This is a genomic window from Olivibacter sp. LS-1 (assembly GCF_008245145.1).
GTDB classification, from domain to species: Bacteria; Bacteroidota; Bacteroidia; order Sphingobacteriales; family Sphingobacteriaceae; genus Olivibacter; species Olivibacter oleidegradans.
Map to the genome: position 1 here is coordinate 5,958,323 of NZ_CP041643.1, position 24,414 is coordinate 5,982,736.

General features: G+C 39.6%; 27 protein-coding genes. 6 read left to right on the forward strand and 21 right to left on the reverse strand.

From position 1 onward, the window contains the following. Positions 1-12 precede the first annotated feature (12 nt). The 3 genes from FKG96_RS24935 to FKG96_RS24945 all read left to right on the forward strand — a co-directional run bounded on the left by FKG96_RS24935 (position 13) and on the right by FKG96_RS24945 (position 2,833). On the forward strand, positions 13-1,440 hold the full coding sequence (locus FKG96_RS24935) for an MFS transporter (RefSeq protein WP_130858280.1): 1,428 nt from the start codon (positions 13-15) through the stop codon (positions 1,438-1,440). Positions 1,441-1,582: 142 nt separating this feature from the next. Then, positions 1,583-1,816, forward strand: a complete 234-nt coding sequence (locus FKG96_RS24940; protein WP_130858281.1) for a heavy-metal-associated domain-containing protein — start codon at positions 1,583-1,585, stop codon at positions 1,814-1,816. A gap of 213 nt (positions 1,817-2,029) precedes the next feature. Continuing rightward, entirely contained in the window at positions 2,030-2,833 is an 804-nt protein-coding gene (locus tag FKG96_RS24945; protein WP_207303812.1) for a hypothetical protein, read from the forward strand. A gap of 149 nt (positions 2,834-2,982) precedes the next feature. Here FKG96_RS24945 and FKG96_RS24950 read toward each other — a convergent pair whose 3' ends face one another. The 9 genes from FKG96_RS24950 to FKG96_RS24995 form a co-directional block, all read right to left on the reverse strand. Then, positions 2,983-3,375, reverse strand: coding sequence for a biotin/lipoyl-binding protein (locus FKG96_RS24950; protein ID WP_130858282.1), 393 nt, complete (start codon positions 3,373-3,375; stop codon positions 2,983-2,985). Positions 3,376-3,441: 66 nt separating this feature from the next. Continuing rightward, a complete protein-coding gene (locus FKG96_RS24955) occupies positions 3,442-3,720 on the reverse strand; it encodes a hypothetical protein (protein WP_130858283.1) in 279 nt (92 codons plus the stop codon). Between the two features lie 112 nt (positions 3,721-3,832). Then, the gene (locus tag FKG96_RS24960) at positions 3,833-6,013 is read right to left on the reverse strand and encodes a TonB-dependent receptor domain-containing protein (RefSeq protein WP_130858284.1); all 2,181 of its coding nucleotides are present in this window, start codon (positions 6,011-6,013) and stop codon (positions 3,833-3,835) included. 65 nt (positions 6,014-6,078) lie between these two features. Beyond that, on the reverse strand, positions 6,079-6,399 hold the full coding sequence (locus tag FKG96_RS24965) for a DUF6660 family protein (RefSeq protein WP_130858285.1): 321 nt from the start codon (positions 6,397-6,399) through the stop codon (positions 6,079-6,081). 219 nt (positions 6,400-6,618) lie between these two features. Next, the gene (locus FKG96_RS24975) at positions 6,619-7,014 is read right to left on the reverse strand and encodes a type II toxin-antitoxin system VapC family toxin (protein WP_130858286.1); all 396 of its coding nucleotides are present in this window, start codon (positions 7,012-7,014) and stop codon (positions 6,619-6,621) included. Further along, complete coding sequence (locus FKG96_RS24980; RefSeq protein WP_130858287.1) at positions 6,996-7,196, reverse strand: hypothetical protein; 201 nt, start codon at positions 7,194-7,196, stop codon at positions 6,996-6,998. The genes FKG96_RS24975 and FKG96_RS24980 overlap by 19 nt, the downstream gene beginning before the upstream one ends. An 84-nt stretch (positions 7,197-7,280) precedes the next feature. Further along, a complete protein-coding gene (locus FKG96_RS24985) occupies positions 7,281-7,649 on the reverse strand; it encodes a helix-turn-helix domain-containing protein (protein WP_130858288.1) in 369 nt (122 codons plus the stop codon). An 11-nt stretch (positions 7,650-7,660) separates the two neighbouring features. Beyond that, complete coding sequence (locus tag FKG96_RS24990; RefSeq protein WP_130858289.1) at positions 7,661-8,059, reverse strand: helix-turn-helix domain-containing protein; 399 nt, start codon at positions 8,057-8,059, stop codon at positions 7,661-7,663. A gap of 10 nt (positions 8,060-8,069) precedes the next feature. Then, positions 8,070-8,453, reverse strand: a complete 384-nt coding sequence (locus FKG96_RS24995; RefSeq protein WP_130858290.1) for a helix-turn-helix domain-containing protein — start codon at positions 8,451-8,453, stop codon at positions 8,070-8,072. A gap of 471 nt (positions 8,454-8,924) precedes the next feature. On the opposite strand from FKG96_RS24995, the gene FKG96_RS25000 reads away from it, so the two are divergent. Genes FKG96_RS25000 through FKG96_RS25010 form a run of 3 tightly spaced genes read left to right on the forward strand, consistent with a single transcriptional unit; the run spans position 8,925 to position 14,891 of the window. Next, entirely contained in the window at positions 8,925-12,188 is a 3,264-nt protein-coding gene (locus tag FKG96_RS25000; RefSeq protein ID WP_130858291.1) for a SusC/RagA family TonB-linked outer membrane protein, read from the forward strand. A gap of 20 nt (positions 12,189-12,208) precedes the next feature. After that, entirely contained in the window at positions 12,209-13,525 is a 1,317-nt protein-coding gene (locus FKG96_RS25005) for a RagB/SusD family nutrient uptake outer membrane protein (protein ID WP_130858292.1), read from the forward strand. Between the two features lies 1 nt (position 13,526). Further along, a complete protein-coding gene (locus tag FKG96_RS25010; protein ID WP_165447079.1) occupies positions 13,527-14,891 on the forward strand; it encodes a TlpA disulfide reductase family protein in 1,365 nt (454 codons plus the stop codon). On the opposite strand, the gene FKG96_RS25015 is transcribed toward FKG96_RS25010, so the two are convergent. From FKG96_RS25015 to FKG96_RS25065, 12 genes are all read right to left on the reverse strand, one after another. Then, entirely contained in the window at positions 14,881-15,909 is a 1,029-nt protein-coding gene (locus tag FKG96_RS25015; RefSeq protein WP_130858294.1) for a hypothetical protein, read from the reverse strand. The genes FKG96_RS25010 and FKG96_RS25015 overlap by 11 nt on opposite strands. Positions 15,910-15,919: 10 nt before the next feature. Continuing rightward, positions 15,920-16,207, reverse strand: a complete 288-nt coding sequence (locus FKG96_RS25020; protein ID WP_130858295.1) for a hypothetical protein — start codon at positions 16,205-16,207, stop codon at positions 15,920-15,922. Between the two features lie 111 nt (positions 16,208-16,318). After that, positions 16,319-16,792 carry a MauE/DoxX family redox-associated membrane protein gene (locus FKG96_RS25025; protein WP_130858296.1) on the reverse strand — a complete coding sequence of 158 codons (474 nt, stop codon included), beginning with the start codon at positions 16,790-16,792 and terminating at the stop codon, positions 16,319-16,321. A gap of 313 nt (positions 16,793-17,105) precedes the next feature. Further along, the gene (locus FKG96_RS25030) at positions 17,106-17,681 is read right to left on the reverse strand and encodes a Crp/Fnr family transcriptional regulator (RefSeq protein WP_130858297.1); all 576 of its coding nucleotides are present in this window, start codon (positions 17,679-17,681) and stop codon (positions 17,106-17,108) included. 85 nt (positions 17,682-17,766) lie between these two features. Further along, on the reverse strand, positions 17,767-19,779 hold the full coding sequence (mobC, locus tag FKG96_RS25035) for a conjugal transfer protein MobC (RefSeq protein ID WP_130858298.1): 2,013 nt from the start codon (positions 19,777-19,779) through the stop codon (positions 17,767-17,769). Then, complete coding sequence (locus tag FKG96_RS25040; protein ID WP_242627397.1) at positions 19,776-21,062, reverse strand: relaxase/mobilization nuclease domain-containing protein; 1,287 nt, start codon at positions 21,060-21,062, stop codon at positions 19,776-19,778. Before FKG96_RS25040 ends, mobC begins: the two co-directional genes overlap by 4 nt. Next, positions 21,044-21,454: a mobilization protein gene (locus FKG96_RS25045; protein WP_130858299.1), complete on the reverse strand. Its 411-nt coding sequence runs from the start codon at positions 21,452-21,454 to the stop codon at positions 21,044-21,046. Before FKG96_RS25045 ends, FKG96_RS25040 begins: the two co-directional genes overlap by 19 nt. Positions 21,455-21,643: 189 nt before the next feature. Continuing rightward, positions 21,644-21,820 (reverse strand): hypothetical protein, encoded by a 177-nt coding sequence (locus tag FKG96_RS26880; protein ID WP_165447080.1) that lies wholly within the window; start codon positions 21,818-21,820, stop codon positions 21,644-21,646. A 463-nt stretch (positions 21,821-22,283) separates the two neighbouring features. After that, entirely contained in the window at positions 22,284-22,628 is a 345-nt protein-coding gene (locus FKG96_RS27310) for a four-helix bundle copper-binding protein (RefSeq protein WP_130858300.1), read from the reverse strand. A 29-nt stretch (positions 22,629-22,657) separates the two neighbouring features. Next, positions 22,658-23,275, reverse strand: coding sequence for a DUF305 domain-containing protein (locus FKG96_RS25055; protein ID WP_130858301.1), 618 nt, complete (start codon positions 23,273-23,275; stop codon positions 22,658-22,660). Between the two features lie 19 nt (positions 23,276-23,294). After that, entirely contained in the window at positions 23,295-23,858 is a 564-nt protein-coding gene (locus tag FKG96_RS25060) for a helix-turn-helix domain-containing protein (protein WP_130858302.1), read from the reverse strand. Positions 23,859-23,928: 70 nt separating this feature from the next. After that, positions 23,929-24,339 (reverse strand): hypothetical protein, encoded by a 411-nt coding sequence (locus tag FKG96_RS25065; RefSeq protein ID WP_130858303.1) that lies wholly within the window; start codon positions 24,337-24,339, stop codon positions 23,929-23,931. Positions 24,340-24,414 lie beyond the last annotated feature (75 nt).

Below are 24,414 nucleotides of genomic sequence, written 5' to 3' on the forward strand. Positions count from 1 at the left end.
ACAATTCATAAGATGAATAGGGAAACAATACAAGCGACAGACCAAGCTGCTCCATACCCCAAACGTTGGGCAGCACTTTTCTTGCTATGTACTGCACAGTTTGTGGTTATCATGGACACGTCAATCATTGGGGTGGCACTACCTGCAATAAAAGAAGATTTGGGCTATTCACAATCCGGCCTGCAATGGATTTTTAACGCGTACGTGATTGTGTTTGGTGGGGTTTTACTACTTGGCGGACGTTTGTCTGATCTTTTCGGGGCACGCAAGATTTTTATGTGGGGATTTGCTATCCTTACTGCCGCATCGTTGTTAGCAGGTATAGCCTGGTCGGAAACGGCACTTAATATGGGCAGGGGTTTACAGGGCTTAGGGTCGGCATTGATTGCCCCAGCAGCCCTTACGCTGGTCATATCCAAGTTTACCGACCCTAAAGAGCTGAACAAAGCTTTCGGTTTCTGGGGGGCATCAGCCGCTGCTGGAGGTTCGGCAGGGGTTTTCCTTGGTGGGGTGATTACCGAATGGCTTTCCTGGCATTGGGTGTTTCTGATTAATATTCCTGTTGGACTTCTTGTAATGCTTTTCAGTCAACGCTTATTGCTGAGGGGCGCCACTAGAAAAGGGAAAGTGGATGTTGCCGGTGCAGTACTGACTACAGCTGCACTTGTTTTAACGGTGTATACCATTGTATCAACAGAACATGCAGGTTGGCAGTCAGCACGAACCACCTTCCTATTTGGTTTATCATTGGTCTTGTTCATTGTTTTCTTCATAGTGCAGAAGCAAAAAAGCGAACCTCTGGTCCCCATAGGAATCTTTAAAGTCCCCAATCTTTTAGCTGGTAACCTCGTAATGGCGTTATTGGCAGGAGCATGGATACCGCTATGGTTTTTCCTCAATCTTTACTTACAGCAGATCCTGCACTATTCCGCCTTTCACAGCGGACTCGCCCTGCTACCCATGACCATCGCCATTATGGTACTGATGGTAGGCTTTACTGGAAAACTCGTAGCACGGTTTGGTTTTAAATCAAATATAATAGCCGGGCTTATGGTACTTGCAAGCTCGCTGTTGCTGTTTAGCAATATTCCTGCAGACGGGTCTTTCGTAATCAATGTCCTGCCAGCCTCTTTATTAGGTGCAGTGGGTATGTCCTTAACCTATATACCGGGGACAATTGCGTCCATGTCGGGCGCTAAACCTGAAGAAACCGGGCTCGCTTCCGGGCTGGTAAACACAAGTTATCAGGTCGGTTCTGCTTTCGGATTGGCCATCATCGTAGCTATTTCTGCTATGGAAACCAAGGCCGTAAAAATAAAGGGTGAAGCCGACATTGAAGCATTAAACGCCGGTTTTCAGACCGCGTTTTTCTCGGCGGGCATCGTATGTGTGGTGACGGCATTAATTGCGACGATTTCTATCAAAACCCTTAAACAATAAGGCGAGAAGGGTATGAAAGACATGGATAACGAATAAAATATTAATCAGTAAATTTTACAAATTAAAGCAAGAATAACGTAAGTAGGAGTAGCCTTTGTTTGCTCAACTTTGTATCATAGACAATAATAAAAATTAAAAGAAAATGAAAAATAAAAATCTTCAGTTCAAGACAAACCTTAATTGTGGAGGTTGTGTATCAAAAGTACAATCAGATTTGGATAATGCAAATGGAGTTTGCGAATGGAATGTGGACGTCGCCAATAATGATAAAATCCTTACCGTAAAATCGGAAGGTATTACAGAAGATGAAATCGTAGCGATTATCAAAAGTAAAGGCTTTAAGGCTGAACCAATAAGCGCTTCATCGCAATTCTAAAATTTGTATAAAAATGGTATTAGCCGTGGCTGTATTGTTGTACGGAGTTTCGGCATTACCCAATTCAAAGTCGCATTTAGACAATTAGATTAATATTAAAACGGTATTGATAGGGTTAAACACATAATCTAAAACAATATTGCTACAATCAGCGGTTTCTTGGAAATGTTAAGCCGTTACAATGCAGAATGCAATAAAAATAAATCATCAAATATGAACACACACCAGCACGCACAGCACAAACATTCCGATAGCAAAGGAAAATTTGAAGTAAAAATTGCTTCTGAGCCACAAGCGATCGAAGTGGGTAAACCGACAAAACTATCCATTGCCATTACCAAACATGGCAAAAATGTACCATTGGACGTTGTGCATGAAAGGAAAATGCATTTTCTGGTAGTGGATGAAGACCTAAGCTGGTTTAATCATACCCACCCTGAAGAACAGGCAGACGGAACATACAGCGTTTTAGAAACATTTCCATCAGCAGGAAAATACTTGTTGTTTGTTGATTACAAACCAATCGGCGCCGGGGCAGATATCAATAAGCAGGAAATCAATTTAACGGGTGAAAAGACTTTACAATTAGCAGAAACTGCGGTTAATTTTGTCTCCGCCACGGACGGGTTTACTGTAACTTTGTTAAACGGAAATGATTTTAAGACAAATGGAAACCAACGCTTGCAATTCACTGTGGAGAAAGATGGTCGCAAATTAGAGGAAAAAGATATGGAAAACTATCTCGGAGCACCCGCGCACATTGTGATGATAGGCCAAGTCGATAAAAACTTCTTACACATCCACCCTGTATCAAAGGAAGGTTTTCCAATTTATGCTGAAACCCATGTCGAAAAAGCTGGCATTTACAGATTGTGGGTGCAGTTTCGGATAGATGGGGTGGTACATACTGTTGATTTTACGATAAATATTACCGAAGGCGAAAAAACTGCGAAAGATGACAGAGCGATCATCACAAACATTAGGAAAAATCCTGATAGCAGGCCTAAATTAAGATAAGAAAAATGGTACATAATGCGCACGGCCCTATTTTATTAGCGTAAAAAAAGAAAACCGATGAGTTGTGTTTCCTCTTCTTCAGCATATCCTTCTGGTTCTCTATCCGTTACTGCAAAATAAAATACCTGCCATCTGCTTCTACAATAGCATCATTGGGTACAGCGGCAGTAGTCGGCAATTGTAGCAATTACCTGTCCCTTTTTTACATGATCGCCTATTTGTACAGTAAGTGCCTTTACCACACCGCCATATATAGAAGTTACGTTGGCCTTGTTGTTATTGGGCACCCTGAGCAAACCGTTGGCTTTTATGGTAGCGGTAAGTCCCTTTTTTTGGATTGAACCCAATTCTATACCTACCGTTTTTATTTGCTCTTCGGTAAGCGATGCAATGGTTGCTGTTCCTTCTTCGTGGGCTTCCGCTGCTTTAGCTTCTTGTTTTGGGTTCTTGTCGCTTTCCTGTTTATTATTGCCACAGGCTGAAATAAGAAGTACCGAAGCAATTATCGCTACCGTTATTATTTGATTTATATGGAATTTCATTTTTATCTTATTGGTTAATGAGCGAATAGATAGTAATAATAGACTGATTGACCTGCTGAATGCTTCTTAAATAGTCGAATTGTATGTCTGTAGCCGTTTCCATAGCGTAAAGATATTCGACGTAACTAAGTCGCCGGTGCGATAACCCAATTGGGCCGCAGAAGCAATATCCCTTGCATTGGGCACGGCTTTCTGCGGGTAATAGTTAAACTCTTGCAGCTCTTGCTTGTACTGGTTTATCGCATTTTGAAAGTTGCTAAACAGTAGCCTTTCCTGCTGTTGTGCACTGGCTGTGGCTGCCTGTTTCTGATAATCCAATGCCCTTACTTTTGCGAAAGCAGCCATTGCTCACCTTCAAGCTCGGGCCTTACACGTCCTTTCATGTTCACACTTACATCTGCTTCAATAAAAAATGGCAAAGTATATCTGAAACAGATACAGGGTTTCTAAAATTGAACTAGAGCCTGAGTTTCACGCCTCCGTTTATAACAAAGCCATCAACAGGAGCATAAATATCCCTGAATACAGGATTGGTGATACTTCCCGTATAAATGGTGTCAAATTTGGTCTGTCGGGTATCGCTGAAATTCTCCAAGTTTATGAAGATTGAAAAGCGTTCCCATAGTTTTTCTGCCATGAACCCGGTGGTCCAGTAGCCTTTGCCCGTAGCGCCATCATTGAGCTTTTGTTTGCTGAAGTAATAGGCTTCCAGGCCAATCTTCCACTGATCTTCTATTTCGTACATCAGCACATTGTTCAAACGGTGCCTCGAAACAAGCGGATAGGGGTTGCTGGTACTTTGGGTGTGCTGATTCACATCGGCCATGGTATAGCCGATGAACAGCTTAAAGTCAGCATAGGTAATCTTGGCGTTCGTCTCCATTCCTTTGGTATCCAGGCTGCCCTTGGCTTGCACATAGGCCAGGTTACCGCCGGTTGCAGCAGCTAACAGGATCGGATCGTTGATGCGGGTATAAAAAAACATGTGGTTGATACTGAACCCTACGTTACCATCAAAAAGTGAGGTACGGTAATTAACATCATAATTAGCTCCGTAAGAACGCTCCGCTTTTGTGTTAGCTACATCAATAGGCAATACATTCCTGAACTGAATACGCTCGGCATCTTCTGTGAATACAGTAGGTGCTTTATAACCCAGTCCACCGCCCAAGCGGGTTGAAAAATGTTCGCTGATCTTCCACAAACCGGAAATCTTCGGTAAAAGAAAGAAGCCATACGCATTGTGATAATCCCCGCGAATGCCCGATTCAATACTCAATTTTTCAGACAGATTCCAGGTGTTCTGGGCAAAGGCACCAATGGTATTGTAATTATAGTTTCTTAAGACTGTGGCGCTCTTCCGGTCTTCCTTGAAGTTGTCCGTCAGGAAATTGATACCCAATACCCAGTCCGCTTTTTCTCCATTCCGGCTATAATTAGCTTCACTATAAGTAGACGCCTGTACACCGGAAAAAAGATAGTTTGGCAGACCGATACTACGGTCATAATAGCTTACTGAATTGCGCAATGTCAGCTTCTGGTTTTCATCTATTTTGTGATTCATTTCGATCTGCGTACTATAACGCCCGGTTTTGTTTTCTTCAAAATAAGCGTGGTTTGCGCTGCCATTTCCTTTAACGTATTCCAGGTCACCCCCGATCCGTTTTTCAGCGGTGGCGTTAATCCCGGCAGACAGGGTGGTCGCTGCATTGAAATAAAAGTATAGTTTAGGGTTTAAAGTAAAGCGATCAAACTTAGGAATAGCCGTTAAGCCAATATCGGAAGGATCGTAGGCCGTTCCTTTATTATAGGCACCGTAAACGGTAATACCAATTTTATCAAATTTTTGCGCGTAAAAACCGCTGGCATCTAAGCCCAGTGCCGAAGTTCCGTTCAGCAGAAAATTGAGCTGACGTTCTTCGGTAGGCTTTTTGGAAACCAGGTTCACAAGCCCGGCAATAGCTCCACCACCATAAAGGGTTGAAGACGATCCTTTGATCACCTCAACCTGTTGTAAGTCCAGCGGAGCGATCTGTAACAGGCCCAAGCCGCCTGAGAAGCCGGAGTACAGCGGAAAACCATCACGGATAATCTGGGTATATTTTCCGTCAAGTCCCTGAATACGTATGGCCGAGTTACCACTCGTAGCGGATGTTTGCTGCGTTTGTATGCCGGTGCTTTCGGCCAGCAGCATACGAATGTCGCCCGGTTTCATATTGCCCTTTTCGTCCAGTTCTTCGCCAGAGATGACCTCCACACGAGTAGGTATATTGTCGATGGTACGGCTGCTCCGCGTAGCGGAAACCACCACTTCTTCCAGCTCTTCATCCTCTTCGGTTGCTTCTAGTAAAACGGTAGCTGCTGCAGTTTCGGCAAGCGGAAAGGTTAAGGTATCGGTTTTAGTCCGAAAACCTACATAGTTATATTGTATCACCTGCCGGCCAGAAGTTATTCCGGTAAGCGTTACCGAACCGGTATTGTCAGATGTTGATCCAAGTGTTGTCCCCAGAACTTTTACGGTTGCTCCCGGCAGGGGTTGATTTGTTTTTGCGTCTTTGATGATCGCTTTGTATGTGTTTTGGGCATAGACCATGGCTGTAAAAAACAGCATGGCCAGAAGCACAATTGTTCTTTTCATGATTTGATTTTGTAATACTGATTTCGATAAATAAGTCCATCTCGGACAGTGTGTAAAATGTGGACTTAATAAAGCTTAGGCGGCTGCCAGATGGAAAGGGCAATAAGAGGCAGTCCGGCCGTAATGTAAGCCGTATTATGCTTTACAGGTTTGATCGGTATGGCGAAGGTAACTGCCTGCTGTGTGGTAAATGTGAATCCGATGCAAGTTCCGCATAAGTAGAACGGAGAGCAATCTTTGCAGGAATCATCTGATTGCCCGTCGCATACGTGTTTTTCCTTTTGCGTTGTTTCATGTGCACATGAATCAGCCCCTTCCAAAGCACAGCAAGGTGCGACGGAAAGCACGACTACAATAATGGCCAGAAATAAGGATACGAACTTCACGCCGTAAAAATATTCATTTAAGATTTAAATCTTAAATGAATTTGATTTCAAATAGAATTCCCGTTGAAGCCCGCTTTTCAATGATATCAAAGCAATAAAGTGCGTCCAACTCAATTGTCGTATTGCTGATCCGACAATTAGTTCACGAAAATATTGTGACAGACCTATGTATTCTGCTTAAACAGGTCAAAAACAACCATACTTGATTGATTTTAACACTTAATAATCTATTTTCTTTGGATTGATATATTCCAGCAAAGGGACTTTAAGAAAATCTTTGTCATTGTCAGCAATTAAGGTGAGCCCGTTAACAATAGCTGTAGCGGCAATAAGGGCATCAGGCAACTTCAACTTATAAGCCTTCCTAATTCTTATCGTTTCTGCAACAATACGCTCATCAACTCCCAATATTGTAGAGCTGTTAACAAATTGGTGGAACGTTTCAATGTCTGAGGGATTTTCAGGAGACCATACTAACAATTCAATTTCTGTAATAAAGGATATTACACATTCTCCATCTATTATCTCATCGATCATTTCCAATGAAGCATCTGGAAATGTACCGTTGAGGTACTTAATTACGGCTGATGTATCAATTAGGTATCTCTTCGCCATTCGTTACGCAATTTCTCCAATTGTGTATCTATTTTATTTTCGCTCATAGGAGTTTGAATTTTCTTCCTTAACGAAGATAACTTGACGGGGCTTTTCATCATCTTTATCAGATTTAACTCTTCAAGCTCTTTCAATAAGCGATAAGCTTTTTGATTCGTCAACTCTATTACTATTCGTTCCATATAACAAATTTACGCATAAGTGGTGGAAAAAGAAAGATTAACGCGATGCTTTAACAAGCATCGCGTTAATCTTTCTTTATTGTTTCAATTATTCCTCGTTTGCACGCGTGCTTGTAGACGATTTGCATCCCGTTTACTTTTATCGACCTGTTCCTCTAAATTCTTGATCTGGTCAGAAGAGCAACCTTGGTACATTATGTTCACTCCCTGATTACCATCATAATTGTTAAAGTGGTTTGTATAAGTGGCCTTTTCTTGATAGTTGAGTATATATTCTGGGGCTACTCCGAAAATCTCCGATAGCTCGTAAAGTCTTGACACTGTAACGTCTGCAACATTATTTTCTATATTACTATACGCTTTAACTGTTATACCGAGAGCCTTTGCTACATCCTCTTTGTGCAAGCCTTTTTCCTTTTCTCGGATTTCTTTAATATTCTCTCCAATCTTCATATCTTAAATATTTAAAATTCTATATTATTGTTTTTCAATAGTGCTTCAAGTAAAGAGATTCGTTTCCGTTCGCTTTCTAGCAATTCCTCTTGTAATTTAAGGATTTTCTTATTGTTTTCGGACTCTACATTTGTTCCGCCTTGATGCATAATATTAGTCCCCTTATTGCCGCTTTTGTTGTGAAAATAATTATAGAATTCTTTCTTCGATTGCTTATAGTTCAGGATATATTCTGGACTACATTCAAATATTGAAGCAATCTCTTCCAGTCTAGTTAAACTGATATCTGTAACATTATTCTCAATGTTCCCATATGCCCTTTCGGAGATATTTAACCTATCGGCCATATAGCTCCTTTTAAAGTTTTTTTCGGTCTCTCTAATTTCTCTTATATTATCGCCAACTTTCATGTTAAAAGGTTCAAAAATCTATTGGTATATTGTTTTCGCGCAACAACTTTTCAAGCTTGGGTATCCTTTTTAGCTCTTCACTATACAACTCTTTGTATGCTTTCCTTACTTCTTTTTGATCAATTCCCTGAATCTTAATATTTGTTCCCGAATTATCACTATGATTAAAAAAATAATTTTTTATTCCGTTGGTCGGTTCGTTAAGCTGAAGTAATTCTACAGGAGTTAAAGACAAAACACTACAAATTGCGTCCAACATACTTAAAGTTATGTCAACATCATCATTTTCAATTGATTTGTATTCATCAACACTAATTTTCAATTCGTCGGCCATAAACTCTTCAGTATACTTGTGAGCTCTTCGGATCTCAATGATGTTTTTCCCTATTTTCATTTTATAAATTTTTACGATCGTAAATATAGTAAAACTTCCACAGAAGAACAAATACTTCTAAATAAACTTCCGTACAAATTCATCTTTCTGAACTACAACATCAATTACTAGAAGCGATTTTCTCTAATTTTCATCACATTTGTTTTTTCTTTGCTGTTCCTAACAATAGATTATGAAAAAGAAAAAGACACCAAAATCAATCCAAACCATTTTAGAAAAGGTTCTAAAGGGTTACCGTCTATCTAAGCTTTTTTCATATCAATCCTTTAAATTTCGTCCGATAGTAATACTAACTGATGAAGAAATCACTGTCAATAACTCGAATTTCAATCTAACGATTCAATGTGCTGCGGAAAAAAGCACTAAAAAGGACCTATACAAGAATCTCATTAAATCTCCTGTTTAGCCCCTTTCCCCTTCTTTCCAAAAAGAAGTTCAACCTAATTTTTAACCAAACCGTAATCACAGAAAATGAATTTAACGCTCATAAGGGCTTTGCTGTGCCCAAAAGGCGAGCTATCGGCTTTCGGCAATCGGCTATCAGCTAAATCCCTGTTCAAGAAAAAAAGTACTAATAAAAGAAATATCACCTATCTCCACGCTACTGTCCGTCCCCATTTTTTGGGACGAACGACCGTGTGCAGGGACGAACGACATAAAATTATTGCAAATGGCACTCTAGGGATTATTAACAGATGTTTCCCTAAGCTAGACATGAAGCCCAATTTGGCCAAAGTGGCCTTGCGCGGCCTTAATCCTTATAGCTCATACCTTAAACCTTACACCATATACCTTATAACCTTAAAGATTTTGTTCTGTGTTTGTTTGGCACACGCCCGGCAGTCCTCCTCCACGGAGGCTGCCACCGGCGTGGCTTTGCAGCAAATAACGCTGAAGGGTAATGTATTGTCAGCGGTTAATGGCGAACCGCTTGAAGGAGCCACCGTACGTACCGAAATCACCTCTATAAAGACTGATCAGAAAGGGAATTTCACTGTCATAACCAAAAAGAACAAGGGAACATTTACGGCCACCTATTTGGGTTATCAAACCAAGGAAATTCAGTACGATATTTCTACCAGCCAGTACTATACCGTAAAACTTGATCCACAGCAAAATACCCTAGATGAAACCGTCGTAATTGCTTATGGACAAACTACCAAACGCTTCAACACCGGTAGTGTTGGGCGTATAACCGCAGCAGAAATTTCAAGGCAACCGGTTGCCAATCCTATAGCTGCGTTACAGGGGAGAATTCCGGGAGTAGAGATAACACAACAGAGCGGACGTACGGGATCAAATTTTAATGTTCTTATCCGTGGAAGAAGTTCCATCGACAACGGCAACGAGCCATTATATATTGTAGACGGGGTACCTTGGTTGAGTAATAGTATAGGCCAGATAACGGTTACGGGAGGTTCAAGCAGTCCATTCAATAACTTAAATCCGAACGATATAGAAAGTATAGAAGTGTTAAAAGATGCGGATGCAACTGCTATTTACGGTTCACGAGGAGCTAACGGTGTTATTTTAATTACCACAAAGAAAGGAAGCGTCGGAAAAACCGAAGTTGATGTTAATGTATATAACGGATTTAATAAGGTCGCAAATATTGTTCCTTTAATGAATACCGAAGAATATCTGAATATGCGGAGGGAAGCATTGAAAAACGACAACATTACACCTACGGTTACAAATGCACCTGATCTTCTGCAATACGATCAAAATACATTTACAGATTGGACGGATCTCTTGATCGGAAGTAGCTCAAATGTCACCAATGGTCAAATTACGTTATCCGGTGGAACCGGCGAAACGAATTTTAGGCTCTCGGGAGGATTTCGATCGGAGGGAAACGTATATCCTGGCGAAGAACTAAATAGGCGCTATAGTGGTCAGTTAAACCTTAATCACAGTACAAATGACAAAAAGTTCCTGGCAGTTATGAGTGTCGGTTATTCCAACGACAACAATAATATTCTACCATTCGATCTGACTTCCGGGATATATTCTACTCCTAATTTAAAGCCTTTTGAAGATGATGGTACCATGCTTTATGGAAACTCTCCTTTTTCGATGACCTTACATCATTATAATCAATTACAAACCAATCTTATTACAAACATCAACTTATCATACTCACTTTTTAAAAGCGTAACCTTACGATTAAATAATGGATATACAAAAACAGATAATGATCAAATAGAGGTTACTCCTTTAGCTGCATTTGGGAATAATTCTACAAGAACAAGCGGCGAATCCCGTTTTTCAAATTCAGCATTTAGCAGCTGGATTTTAGAGCCCCAACTTTCATATCGGAAGACTTTCAGCGATCATGCCTTTGACATTTTGTTCGGAGGTACGTGGCAACAGGAATCTCTTAAAGGAACGAGAATCAATGCAACTGATTACAGCAGTGAAGAACTTCTATATACTACCACTGGAGCGGCATCAATTACCGCAAGTGAACAATACAGCTTATATAAATATCAGGCAGTCTTCGGAAGAATAAACTACCAATTTAAAAATCGTTATTTAATTAACCTGACAGGCAGAAGGGATGGATCGTCGCGATTTGGACCAGGGAAACAATTTGCAAACTTTGGAGCGCTCGGAATCGCATGGATATTCTCTGATGAGCATTTTATAAAAAACAAATTGCCAAAAATGAGCTTTGGAAAAGTGCGTGCAAGCTTTGGCACTACCGGTAACGATAAAATCGGTGATTATCAATTTTTGGACACGTATGGAGGAGTTGCCTATCCTTACGATGGTGTTAGCGGGTTAAAGCCACAACGCCTATACAATCCAGATTACGGTTGGGAGAGCAATCGCAAACTTGAATTTTCTGCCGATTTGGGTTTTTTCGATAACAAAATTTTGTTTTCAGCAGGATGGTTCAGAAACAGAAGCGGTAATCAACTTTTGCAATATTCCCTTCCAACACAAACAGGCTTTACCGGAGTTACAAGAAATTTACCGGCGTTAGTGGAAAATAGGGGATGGGAAATAGAGTTGAACACCATAAACCTTGCGAACACGGCAATAAAATGGAACACAGCATTCAACATAACCATTGCGGGTAATAAGCTGTTAGATTTTCCAAATCTTGAAAAATCTAGTTATGCAAGCCAATATTCCATAGGTGAATCGTTGAACATTATGAAGGTTTATCCATACTTGGGTGTAGATCCAATGACCGGCCTTTGGAGTGTGGATTTAAACGCCGGCAGATCAGTCGTCAAGGATTTAAGCACAAAATTTTACGGCGGACTAAATAATCAATGGCAATACGGTCGATTTCAATTGGATGTATTTATTCAGTTTGTGAAAAAGAATGCAAGAAATTATCTCTCCAGTTTACCGGCAACAGCCGGTATTCAGGGAGCCAACATGCCAAAACTGTTTGAATCGCGATGGCAAAATCCCGGCGATATTACCGATGTACAAAGGTTCGGCACCGTTGCACCCGCGACAACAGCGAGGACAAACTTCCTGATTTCAGAAGGGGCATTTGCGGACGCATCTTTTTTACGGCTAAAGAATATATCCTTAAGCTATTCACTTCCCGCATCGGTGACCAATAGAGTAAAAATGAAACTAGTAAGGTTTTATCTACAGGGACAAAACCTCCTAACCATTACAGGCTATAAAGGCAATGATCCCGAAGTAACTAATATGACGGTATTACCACCATTACGGACCGTTACTCTGGGAACACAAATTACCTTTTAGGCATCAATAAACTAAAAATAATGAAAAGCATATACTTATTTATGATCTTGATTTATCTGGCATCCTGCAAAAAATTTGTTGAGGTCGATATGCCACCCAATCAGTTATTTTCCGAGAATGTCTTTAATGATAAAACTTCGGCAAACGCCGCATTTTCCGGTATATACAGTGAGTTATCTACTATAACGCACCCATTAAACGCAGATATACAGATCGCAGCGTCTATGTACAGCGGTATTTTAGAATATACAAAATCTGAACAGAGCTATCTCGATTTTGGAAATAAGGCGATCCAGATCAATAACTCAATCGTAGGTAGTATGTGGACCGCTACATACCAAACGATTTATCAGGTCAATTTGGCAATACAAAAACTCCAGGCTTCTTCTTTGGAGTTATCGTTGAAAAATCAATTATTGGGAGAAGCTAAGTTCATTAGGGCATTCTGCTACTTCTATTTTGTAAGTCTATACGGTGGTGTTCCATTAATTACGGAAAATGCATATGAAAATAATGCAGGAGAAGCTCGTGCTATACCTGCAGCAATACATGAACAGATTTTAGCAGATTTAACAGATGCTATCGAATTGCTTGCGGATATCCGAGGCGAGGGTGAGAAAATCAGGCCCGATTATTTCTCTGCTTGCGCTCTGTTATCTAAAGTGTATCTATCCGTTGGAAATTGGCAGAAAGCTTTTGACTTCGCATCTTTAGTTATTGACCAGGGAGAATACGAGCTGGAACAAGATTTGCGCAATGTGTTCGCAAAGGAAAGTAAAGAAACGATTTGGCAACTAAAGCCATCATTTCCTTTTTACAACACCAACATCGGTCGAATTTTAACGCCTTCTTTAACAAATAACACGATTCCTAATTTCTGCTTAAGTGACCAATACATACGGTCATTTTTACCTGAAGACAAGAGATTTAAGGAATGGATTGGAAATAAAACCGTCGAAGAAAGGTCTTTCGCATTTCCTTATAAATACAAAGTACAGTCAGGAGGAAATCTGACAGAATATCAAGTGATATTCAGATTGGCCGAAATATATCTGATCCGGTCGGAGGCGGCTGTGAATCTTGGGAATTTTGAAGAAGCGCTGCAGGATATCAATAAAATAAGAGATCGTGCCGATCTGCCCCCTGTCGTTAATGAAATTTCGAAGACACATCTTATTGATATTCTCACTACGGAGGTACGTCATGAATTATTTACGGAATGGGCGAATGAATGGCTTGTTGAAAAGAGGCTTAATGATACTTCCATAAAGCTATGGCCGATTCCCTTAGCTCAGTTGGAGCTAAATCCAAATCTTGAACAAAATAATGGCTATTAAAATGAAAATCAGATTTTATTTGAGTGTATTTACTATCATATTATTTAGCATGAACGGTGCCTATGCCCAATCCATGGATATTAAGGAACTAAAGGTAAATGACACTATACCCAGCGAGTTGCTACTAGGCACGCCAAAGGATAGAACTGAACCGATCAAATTTTCGGACATTAAAAGAAAACTTATAGTGATAGACTTTTGGGCAAGCTACTGTCAACCCTGTATCAATGCCCTTCCTAAATTTCAAAAACTTCAACATATTTTTAGAGATGAAGTGCAGTTCTTAATCGTTACACATGAAGACGAAAATCGGGTAGAAGGCTTACTGAGACGATCAGAAATTACAAAAGAGATTGACTTTTCCATACCATTTTTGGTTCGGGATACCATACTGAGAAAATTGTTCCCACATCAGGTAATACCGCATGAAGTAATTATTGACTCCTCGGGTATCATTAAAGCCATTACATATGAATCGGAAATCACGGAAAAAAACATTCGCTTAGCTCTATACACCGATAAAATCAATGTAGCTTCCAAGAATGATTTTCAAGCTAATATCGATTCCATAAAATCGGACGAGCCTGAAATATGGTTATCTAGCCTACAGTTGGGAGGAAATGGTAGGGGCAGTGTAAAACACTATCGGAATAACGAATACATAAAATCCATAAGCTTGGAATTTACTCCGATAAATTTGTTTTATAAAGTTTATTCCTATTTCAAACTTGGTCAATTAGCTCCGCTGAATGTGAAAAGGGTTTTGGTACAGGTGAACGATTCTGCAAATTTTAAGAGATATGCAAATAGAGATTTACGTCCATTACCTTTCTTTCCGAGCCGATTTCCATACTTACATTACAACAATCGTCAAGAATACGATAATGATAACACATATATCTACAAACTCCATGTACCTTATGGAACAGCAGATTCTAGTATTTTCCGTGTTGCGATGGAAGATTTAAATCGTTATTTCCCGATTAAGGGAAAGGTTGAAAAACGAAAGGTACCAGTGTGGGTTATCCGCCGGAATAATAAACAACCGATAAAACCTTCAGACGGCGATAGCTCCAGATTAATACTTACAAATACGGAGATCGGCATTGTAAATAAGCCAATAGACGACATTTTCTTTTTACTGACCCGTTTTGTAAACGCTGATCCATTCATAAATGAAACTGGCCTGAAATATCCCATAGATCTTGTAGTAAATTTCAAAAACTCTAAGCTGCGAGATCCAAAAAATGGACTCGTTAACAATAGTCCTTTGGATAGCGAAATACTAAAAAACACGCTTGAGGACAAAGGATTGACAATGGTTCGGGAATATCGGGAAGTCGACTTATTAATCGTTAGTGACTAGTTAGGCGATTTAATCCCCGTATTCTGGAGATTAGTACGATATTATCATAATACAGCGCCGCTATAACGCCTTTATTATAAGCTAAGCTTTTGAAAATCTTGTTATTATGTAAAGGGAGATAAAAGCTCCCTTTATATTTTTCATTCATGAAATCGTAAATATCAACTGGCACATTTTTCAAATATTTCTGTCTCTCTTCATTGTCTGCTTTCAAGTTGGAACAGACAAAAATTAAATTTTTATAGATACAGCTTTTTTTGTTCGTTACCAGCAATGGTTTTCGACGATCCATATCGGGATTATACTTGATTGTATCAATAGTGTTCAGTGTTTTTTTTCTATGCAGAGTAGTGTCAAAAATTACAATGTTGTTGTTATAATAGTGCATATAGATACAGAGGCCAAATGCCTCGGCATAGTGCAGCTGACCATCTGTACTTAGTCCGCTATTATTGCTTTTGAAAGTAATATCATGCTCCCATTGCGAAATCGGATCATTTGTATTGATATACCTAAATCTCATATCCTTGGTATTACGAGAATACTGCCTGATCACGAAGGAGTGTCGGGAAATTCTTAGCGCATATGAAAAAGGGTTATCTGTTATTCTTTTTTGGGATAGTGGTTCAAGCTCGAAAATAGATGCAAGTTTTTTTGCAAAAAGGGTGACATCATCGCAATTTCCGCTCATTGAATAAGAGAATGTACTACCTATTATTGCCTTAAGAGAATCAGATAAGTTCCATTGTAATGTCTCTGTCCTGAGAGCACTAAGATGCAGGACTTTTATGATGCCCGGTGAATCAGTTGAAAAAAGTATCTTCGAATCATCAAAATATATTATTTCTCTTAAAGGACTGCCGAAGTTTATCCTTTTTGGGTCCTGTAACTCTATATCTAAAAATTTTCTAAAAAAACCGTTGCTGCGCTTATTTGGAAAATCGGTGTTTTCCCAGAGTAGGAAAACAAGGCTGAGACCAAGCAAGATTGCAGCAACGATTTTAAGAACAATTGTCATGGCTGACTAATTAGAACTTAGTTGCTCCTCCGTTCCATTCCTCGATATTGTTTGGATTTCCGACTTCTTGAGCGCATTCTTGTCCCGAAGACGGACATAGTGCTTGGACTGTAGCCAAATCTCCTTCAAGTCCAAAGTTTGGATGGCTTTCATCTGTTATTCTGTACACTTCCTGAACTTTAGTCATCGGAGTTACTGAAACTTCAGCAGCATTTACTTTGTTATCATCATTCATTACCCAGTTTGCAACACCGACCAACCCTGCGGCCAGTGTTATTCTTAAAATTATTTTTTTCATTTTTTTTGTTATTCAAGTTTATCTGTTAATTCGCTTTTCATGGTAGAAGAGACCGTCGTACAGTTGTTCATCATGGCGGTGGATGAGGAAATAAGGTGTTCAAAAATTTTTTCATAATCCTATTTGTTTTTGTTGGTTGGTTTCCTGAAGTGCGACTCCGGTTATGGCTAGAATTAAAAATATGATATTGAATATCAGATGCTCTTCCCAAGTGAGTGATTCAACGGCTGCCGAGCACAAGCAAGACGTAAAATAACTGTAATTAACTAGCATGTATATATAAGCGGTAAATAAGCTCATAAGAAAAACCGATGCGTACAAGCCTTTTAATCTTGTTTTATCTATACTTAATGCAACGGCCACTGCCAACTCAACCAATGGTGTCCCTATTGCAATTATGAAAGCATAATTCATAAGAAATGGGGACTTACCCAATTCGCTGTAAAACCTCTCAAAGCGAATTGCCTTGTCAAATGCAGTTAAACCAAAAAGAGCAATGAGAAGAATAGCAACTACTTCCAATGTTATATCTTGCCAACTCTTCCTTTCCTTTTTTCTTTTTATGTCGATATACGAGGCATCCATCTTAGTATCTTAAAAGTTGTGATCTAATATGATAAAGTTCTGAAAGTGAGAAATAAATCTTTGTATCAGTTTTCGAAAACTTTTGTCGGATATGAGACATGGTCTTGTCGTAAAAGACACAGATTCTTGTCACAAAAGCGATAAATTTTTAGGTCATTAAACATGCTTAAGCAGCCTTTATGTTAAACTAGAGCAGTTTTGAAAGAAATGTTGTGTGGAATAAAATGGTTTCACCCCATAAAAATCGTCGGTGTGAAAATCTGCTTATTTTTGGCTTGATGTAGAGAAAACCTACGATTTTACAGTAGTGATTTTATTTGATAATCTTGTACAGATATCTCCTGTCAATTTGTAGGTATTGGGCCTGTTGTTCAATGGTCAATTTTCTGGCAAGATCAGGATATTCCATAAGAAAGTAATTATATCGGTCTGTTGCATTTTTAATTCGCAGCATGATCTCTCTTCCGGCACCTTCCACTACGGCCTCTTCATAAATTTCCAGCAGCATTCTGTACATATTGATGTTGTTGCGTGCAATGGCATCTGCGCGTAAAAGGTTAAGGGCGTATCCTTCTGTATCATTTAAAACCTGAATAAGTTCCTCTTTTTTTGTTCCGGATAGAAAGCCATTACCCGGCACTATAAAACCTTTGTCGATTATCCATAAGCAGTAGTCTCCACTGGATTTAGAAACCACACTTCTTACCAGACCACCTGTGATATAATAAAGATATGCAGTAGAAATACCTGTAGGATAGGAAATCACCCAGCTTCGTTTAAATGAAATTGGGGAGAAGAGATCCTCTAACAACATGATGGTCTTTTCGTTAGCTGTTTTTAGGGATTGTAGTCTTTGTCGTAATTCCACCATAGCCTGAATTTTATTCATAAAGGAAAAATTATTTTTTCAATAAAATGGGTGGTGAGGGTGGCGCGGATTAACCACCCATTTTACAATCGATTAAAAAAGTACTTTATAAAGACAGGGAAGTCTGTTCAGGAGGCGTTGGAATATTTTTTGGAAGGGTATCATTTTCTTTGGGAAGTGATCCGGTCATCTTTGCCAACTCTTTTGTTATCAACTGCTGTATATCATCTTTTATACTGAGATAGGTTTCCTGTATATCTGCTGCTGTTACCTTTTCAACAAGTGGTATATCTCTATAGGAAGCTTCTTCTGCCTTTATAACTTCATGGTCATTCTGTATTTCTGCATGAAAAATTTTCTGTGGTATCTTACAGTCCGGGTTGTCGGCAACAACGCCAACAAACACGCCTGATGAAAGTGTTGCTATCTTGCTTGCCGGAATGGCGGCATCCAACTGCGTAGATTTTGAGATGGATGTGTCACTGCTGTTTATGCTCAGACTCTGTCGATCCTGAACAATTTTGCCAAACGTCTCCGATAACTTTTTTGCAGTATCGCCGGTCACCTGTCCGCTGATAATATTCCCGACAATTCCGGTTATTACATCTGCTTGGTCGGCCCCGTAATCTTTTTTTAGCTGGCTGAAATCCTGAACGGCTAATACCGTGGCCACTTTGTTGCTCCTTGCTGTGGCAATAAGGCTATCAATATTGTTAAAGTAGATCGTTGGAAACTCATCAAAAATAAGGCTGCTTTTAAGTTGGCCTTTCCTGTTGACCAGTTTTATCATTCTTGAAATGAAGAGGGAAAGTATAGGGCCGAACACCTGTAGTTTCTGCGGGTTGTTACCAACGCATACGATTTTTGGAGCTTTTGGGTTATTAACATCCAAGGTAAAATCATTGCCGCTCAGAACATAATATAACTGGGGCGAGGATAATCTGGCCAATCCGATTTTTGCGCTGGCGATCTGCCCCTCCAGCTGCTCTTTTGCGTTATTCTGAAAAGCAGATATAAATGGGTTGATCAGTACCTTGATCTGCTCCTCCTGTTGTAATACGGCAAAAAGCGGATCGTAATCCACCTGCATTAGCTCTATAACATGCGGCAAGGTACAATATCTCCCATTTTCATACTTCCGAAGAAACCAGATAATGGCTGTTAGGAAGTTTATGGGACTCTCTACAAAGAAGTCACCTTCCTTTTTTATCCAGTCGCGGTTAAGGCCAAGCATAATGGTACGGCTTGCCTCCGTAGCATCGGTAATATCGTCCATACTTTCGGGATCCAAGGGATTGCACCGGTGATATATTTTCTCGAAATCAATCACCCAGAAAGTTGGCTTCACGGCATAATTCTTCCGATATCTCAATAATGCATTATAGGTAATCCTGGACAGATCATCGAATTTAAAATCATATAAGAAGACGGAGAACCCCTTTTTTATATGCTGATCAATGATATGGCGGATGACAAAATAACTTTTCCCTGCACCGGGGGTTCCCGCTACCAATAGTCCTCTGAAAAGATTGATAAAGTTTATCCAACCGTTCCTTATCTTCCCCTTAAGCTGATATTTTGTCTGAAGGTTAACGGAAAATTCGTTTTCCAATAGCCGTTCTTCCTGTGGAAAGGTTTCATTCTCTGTATTGAAGATATCATGGCTAAGCTTTTCTTTTAATAGCCTTGAGAGGTATACGCCTCCCGTTAGGATCAGGAGGTAACCTATTGATGTCATCAGCATATAGAGTGCTGCAATGACCGCTATTCGTGTAGGGAGATAAAAACAAAGTATACTTATGAAGTAAAGTAACAGTCCGGTAATAATATAGCAAACGATCACCCTTACCTTCATCTTTTCATCCTTTTTGCCCTTTGCTCCCAACAGGGATATCGACAGCAAACCCAGTGCAGCAAGTTTGGGCAAGAAGATGTGGGAATAAAGGCCCGTCTTTGCAATAACACTTATGATTCGATTGGTAATTTCTGCTGTCCAGCCCCATTGTTCAAAAACTTTATAACAGCATAGGTAAAAATGGATAGCCAATATGAATATGCTGATCAGTCTGGAAAAGTCTATAATTTTCCTTAAGCCCTGTATATCTTCTCCTGTGTTCATGGTTGTTTTCGCTTTATCTGTCTTTTTTTCTTTTTGGAAGTAATAGAAGGTGCATATCCGGTATACTCGGGATTCAGAAGGTCTTTCAGTATTTTATCGGTTGTAGTGGAGACAGTCAGATTGGAAAAGTTGGTTTTTCCGGCATGTTGAAGGTGCTTTTCTTCACTGTGGGGTTTTAGGTAACTGTTTATTCTTTTTGGCTTCGCCAGATAGGTCTTGACCTTATCGTTTTCGGCAAGTTTTTCCTTCAGGGCTTTTGCACTGTAAGCTTTCCCAAGACTGCTGCCATTAAAAACGGTTTTACACCGGTGATCAATAAACGTGGTGCCGTATATAAATCCTTCTTCGTTCTGGCGGAAAAAAAGCGCTATCTCACTTTTCTGTAATTCGGTATTCAAGGTCTGTTTGGTGATGCCTTCATACCTGTTAAGCACCTGGTCGATCCGCTCTTTTAGATCATCGCGATACGGCTTCCTTTTCTCGACATTCTGTTCAAACTTTCTTTCCAACCGTTTAAGGATAGGTTTACTATAAAAGCTGCTTGCTTTGATCGGAACTCCAACCTTATTGCCCTGTCTGTCCAGCACTGAATAAAGAAGACCTTTTTTTCTGAACATTTCGCTTTCCTCACTCCCCCTGTCTGCCACGACATTGAACTGTTTGAGCACTGCATTAAATTCTGCAAGTGACGTGAACTTATAGCTATTCATCACCGTCGTAACCACACTGCCGATTGCCCTTTTGGTAGGCAAATGACCATATTGTATTCTCTCAGGATCAATTGCCTTTATAGCTGGCTCTGGATGATATGTTTTGCTCTCCGCTTTTATCAGGCCAAATTCTTTCTCTATGAATTTTCTTGCCTGTTCCGATTTTATCCTTCCTATGTTATGTAGGTTGATAGAGTTGCCATCCTTTTTTATATTTACCGTTGCGATGTGGAAATGCTGATGGGAAACATCGTGATGCCGATATACCAGAAAAGGTTGGTCACCAAACCCGATACCTTCCATATAGGCTGCTGCGATCTGTTGCATTTCAGCGTCGACCAATTTTTCACTTGAATGGAAGTTAAGTGAAATATGAAGTGCATTCGTTTTTACGCTTGGTTTGAGATTGGTTAGATGTTCAAATCGCGTAAGTTTATGAGCGAAATTCAACTTTTTGATGTCATCTGCAAACCCACTGGCCATAATCAGCGTGGCAGAACCTTCCGCAACCTTCTGCTCGTTATAATGCAATATGCCCCGAATACTTTTACCTATCATGATCTTTGCAACCATTTTTCAGCAAGTTTTGAAACGATATCCAATAGCCGTTCTATTTTTGGTTCCATCTGTTTATAGGTACTGGCTGTTTTAAGGGCAAAAAAAGCCCGTTCAGCCTCACTCTGACTGGTGTGAAAACGATGCGTCTGCTGATTGATATTGACACCTATTGCTTTGATCTCTTTTCTTATCAATGCAAGCTCTTCCATAGGACCATTCATAGAAACATCCCTATGCAGGTAAGTTATCCGTTGTTTTAAGAGCGTCTTTCTGACCACTTCTCCAATGCTCCTGCAATTACTTTCTTTCCGGATTTTTTCGAGCTTATTAAACTCATTTAAAGTGACTCTAATAACAATCGGATTAGTAAGTACCTGTTCTTGATTTTTGATTTCTTTCCTTGGCATAAATCACACCTTTTAGAAAGTTCAGACTTTACGAGTTCCGAGTAAAGTCTCCGGCCTCAAGGACGGCAAAGATATTTTCGTATACGAAAATACATCTTTGCTGCCCACCCGCGTGGGCCATAACTCACCTGCTGGAATGTAGTCTGAACTTCGGTTATATTTTAGGATTGTCCTTACTTATCTTTTTATTTAATTGGGAAATTGCTGATAAATATCATTGACATCTTCAGGTAGAAGGAGCGGAATAAAAGACCGAAGAAGTTGCCTTATTCGTGCTCGAGTATTTCTTACAGGTTTGATAATTAGTTTGAGATTTTTGTGTAAATCTGTTCTTTTAATGGTCTCGTCTTTTGTGTTCTTTTTCATGTTTTTGACTATATTTTCAGTCAAAGTTGAGGGAAAGTTTTTGGCCTATTTGACAACCTGTTGGGGAGTGGTTAAAGATTCTTTTTTTCATTCCAAAAAAGAATATGCCTTGATATTTTTTAGTAAATTTTTTTAATGTACTGTTTATGAGCGAAGCTATTGGTCAGCACATTGTTCACCGGTGCTATTTGAAAATTTCGCAGTTGACAAACGAGCCGAGGAAGCGTAGATAGATGTGTAATGTTTAAAAGAGATAGCAAAAAACGATACATCGACAAAACATAAAAAACATCCGTAAAATCAGAGAGTTTTATACGTTTGATAATTTGCACGGACAAGATAGGCGCTGGTTAGAAAATTACTATTCACAAAATATAGAAAGCTTGTATCATGAAGTTTATCGAACTTGATAATTTGTGGTAAATCAGCGAGGCTCCACCTTGAACAGAGCCCCGCTGATTTATTAGGCTACGTGAGCCATTTCCTCACATGCTTGCGCACATTTACGACATGCTTCCGCGCATTCGCGGCAATGTTCCATCCCCATTTGGGCATGTTTTTCACACTCCTCTCCGCATACATTACAAATTTCAGCGCAGATTCTACAAAGTTGTTCGCTGTAGTTACCTCCCAAGCTCATAACTTCAGCCGCAGACCGACAAATCGCTGCACATTCAAGGTCCAGATGAATGCATCTTTTAAGATGACTTACATCTTCTTCATTTAAACATGCAATAGCACAGTGGTTGCAGATAACTGCACAAGCATTACATGCTTCAATGCAGTTTTGATACTGTTGATGTGACATAGATAAAATGTTTAATGTTAAAAAAATGATTAATTGTTTCGGTTAGTCAATAACCAGTCCTGTAAGTCGGCGATCTCTTTTTGTTGGTCGTCGATAATCTTCGTTGCCATAATCTTCATTTGTTCGCTCTTACCCAACTGTAGAAGCAGTTGTGAGCTTTCGATTGCACTTTGATGATGGACGATCATTAATGTGGCGAAATCTTCGTCTGTACTACCATTGATAATCTGTAAATCAGCATTCTTGGATGATTTTTCCATACCTTCCATCGTTTTCATTTGAAATTCTTCATTGACAACTGAGGGTTCGTTACTTTCGATGAAAGCCGTCAGTTCTTCAATTTCGGCCTGTTGGGCGGCTACAATATTTTCAGCCGTTTTGCGTATGGTGCCGTCAGTTCCTGTCGATAGTTCCTGATTGGACATCTTAATTGCCCCTTCGTGATGCATACGCATCATCATGGCAAAATCGATATCAGGATCCTTCGTAAACTGCATAGCATGCATATTATCCATCATTTCATGCATGATACCCATCATCGTGTTTTTATCATGCTCCTCAATTTTAATAGTGTCATCGTCTTTTGAACAGGACGAAAATGCAAAGGCAACTGATGCCAATAGTGTTAGTTTAACAACGTTCTTCATGGTAGGTGCTTTTAATTTTTTAAACTTTATCAAGTGATAGCCTTACTTGTTTATTCAACCCTTTGAACTGGCTAGGCGTTAAGCCTGTAATGGACTTGAATTGATTCGAAAGATGAGCATTACTGCTATAACCCATTTCGTAGGAAATCTCATTAAGGGTCAATTCTCCATATAACAATAATTCTTTTACTCTTTCGACTTTCTGCTGGATAATATATCGCTCAATGGTAACGCCTTGAGAATCGGAGAAAAGGCGACTTAAGTAAGCTTGATCCTTGTTTAGACGCTTGCTGACAACATTCATTATACTCTCGTTTAGACTTATAAGATCGGAATGATGCACAAGCTCAATCACTACATTTTTTATACGTTCGATAAGCTGGTTCTTTTCTTTAGTTAATAGCTCAAAGCCTAAAACGTTCAAAGATGAGCTTATCAGATGTAATTGTCCTTCCGTTGGATCGGGCGATATTTTGACAGTACCGAGAGATATCTCTAAAACCTGTAATCCCAGATTTTCTAATTGTTGGCGAACAACCATTATACAGCGGCCGCACACCATGTTTTTAATATGTAATAACATGTAATTTCCAAGCTTAATAAAAAAATAGAGTTATGATCTCTTGTAAAGAGCCTTACAAGACAGCTTGAAATCAAATAAGGAAGGTTTGGTTTAGTATATAAATGGGCTTCTTTCGAACCTTGGGCGGTCCGGTATCCATAGAGTATACCTGTACTTTTACCTCGGTTCTGTAGAAGGTGTATAAGAAACTTTTTTCTTGGTCAAGCAAACAATATAATTCAGGCTCGTTTATCGTCTGTTTATGGGTTGCGATATTTTCCTTGATGACATATTCGCCATGTTCGTTACAACAATCGCAGTCTTTGCCTTTGTCGCAAGTCTTCTTTGATTTGTGCTCTTTGCTGTCGCTATCGTGTACTAATGAAATTGAGAGTTCGTCGTTAAACAGATAGGCACCGCTACAATGCAGAATACATACAAACAGACCCGTTGTAAGTAACAGATAGAATGCTGCAAAACTTATGGCTCCGACTTTTCTCATATTCTTCACCGAGGACTGGTTTCCTAATCTTAGTACATAATAGACTTTTTTTTGTTTTAAAAAAATAAAAAAACA

Excerpts from the sequence above, each read along its gene's own strand:
- FKG96_RS25025 (WP_130858296.1), bottom strand. The coding sequence starts at position 16,792 with ATGGATGCCTCGTATATCGACATAAAAAGAAAAAAGGAAAGGAAGAGT.
- FKG96_RS25045 (WP_130858299.1), bottom strand. The coding sequence starts at position 21,454 with ATGCCAAGGAAAGAAATCAAAAATCAAGAACAGGTACTTACTAATCCG.
- FKG96_RS25015 (WP_130858294.1), bottom strand. The coding sequence starts at position 15,909 with ATGACAATTGTTCTTAAAATCGTTGCTGCAATCTTGCTTGGTCTCAGC.
- FKG96_RS24990 (WP_130858289.1), bottom strand. The coding sequence starts at position 8,059 with ATGAAAGTTGGCGATAATATAAGAGAAATTAGAGAGACCGAAAAAAAC.
- FKG96_RS24960 (WP_130858284.1), bottom strand. The coding sequence starts at position 6,013 with ATGAAAAGAACAATTGTGCTTCTGGCCATGCTGTTTTTTACAGCCATG.
- FKG96_RS27310 (WP_130858300.1), bottom strand. The coding sequence starts at position 22,628 with ATGTCACATCAACAGTATCAAAACTGCATTGAAGCATGTAATGCTTGT.
- mobC (WP_130858298.1), bottom strand. The coding sequence starts at position 19,779 with ATGAACACAGGAGAAGATATACAGGGCTTAAGGAAAATTATAGACTTT.
- FKG96_RS25040 (WP_242627397.1), bottom strand. The coding sequence starts at position 21,062 with ATGGTTGCAAAGATCATGATAGGTAAAAGTATTCGGGGCATATTGCAT.
- FKG96_RS24955 (WP_130858283.1), bottom strand. The coding sequence starts at position 3,720 with ATGGCTGCTTTCGCAAAAGTAAGGGCATTGGATTATCAGAAACAGGCA.
- FKG96_RS24950 (WP_130858282.1), bottom strand. The coding sequence starts at position 3,375 with ATGAAATTCCATATAAATCAAATAATAACGGTAGCGATAATTGCTTCG.
- FKG96_RS25020 (WP_130858295.1), bottom strand. The coding sequence starts at position 16,207 with ATGAAAAAAATAATTTTAAGAATAACACTGGCCGCAGGGTTGGTCGGT.
- FKG96_RS24945 (WP_207303812.1), top strand. The coding sequence starts at position 2,030 with ATGAACACACACCAGCACGCACAGCACAAACATTCCGATAGCAAAGGA.
- FKG96_RS24935 (WP_130858280.1), top strand. The coding sequence starts at position 13 with ATGAATAGGGAAACAATACAAGCGACAGACCAAGCTGCTCCATACCCC.
- FKG96_RS25060 (WP_130858302.1), bottom strand. The coding sequence starts at position 23,858 with ATGTTATTACATATTAAAAACATGGTGTGCGGCCGCTGTATAATGGTT.
- FKG96_RS24940 (WP_130858281.1), top strand. The coding sequence starts at position 1,583 with ATGAAAAATAAAAATCTTCAGTTCAAGACAAACCTTAATTGTGGAGGT.
- FKG96_RS24985 (WP_130858288.1), bottom strand. The coding sequence starts at position 7,649 with ATGAAGATTGGAGAGAATATTAAAGAAATCCGAGAAAAGGAAAAAGGC.
- FKG96_RS26880 (WP_165447080.1), bottom strand. The coding sequence starts at position 21,820 with ATGAAAAAGAACACAAAAGACGAGACCATTAAAAGAACAGATTTACAC.
- FKG96_RS25055 (WP_130858301.1), bottom strand. The coding sequence starts at position 23,275 with ATGAAGAACGTTGTTAAACTAACACTATTGGCATCAGTTGCCTTTGCA.
- FKG96_RS25010 (WP_165447079.1), top strand. The coding sequence starts at position 13,527 with ATGAAAATCAGATTTTATTTGAGTGTATTTACTATCATATTATTTAGC.
- FKG96_RS25030 (WP_130858297.1), bottom strand. The coding sequence starts at position 17,681 with ATGAATAAAATTCAGGCTATGGTGGAATTACGACAAAGACTACAATCC.
- FKG96_RS25000 (WP_130858291.1), top strand. The coding sequence starts at position 8,925 with ATGAATTTAACGCTCATAAGGGCTTTGCTGTGCCCAAAAGGCGAGCTA.
- FKG96_RS25005 (WP_130858292.1), top strand. The coding sequence starts at position 12,209 with ATGAAAAGCATATACTTATTTATGATCTTGATTTATCTGGCATCCTGC.
- FKG96_RS24995 (WP_130858290.1), bottom strand. The coding sequence starts at position 8,453 with ATGAAAATAGGGAAAAACATCATTGAGATCCGAAGAGCTCACAAGTAT.
- FKG96_RS25065 (WP_130858303.1), bottom strand. The coding sequence starts at position 24,339 with ATGAGAAAAGTCGGAGCCATAAGTTTTGCAGCATTCTATCTGTTACTT.
- FKG96_RS24975 (WP_130858286.1), bottom strand. The coding sequence starts at position 7,014 with ATGGCGAAGAGATACCTAATTGATACATCAGCCGTAATTAAGTACCTC.
- FKG96_RS24980 (WP_130858287.1), bottom strand. The coding sequence starts at position 7,196 with ATGGAACGAATAGTAATAGAGTTGACGAATCAAAAAGCTTATCGCTTA.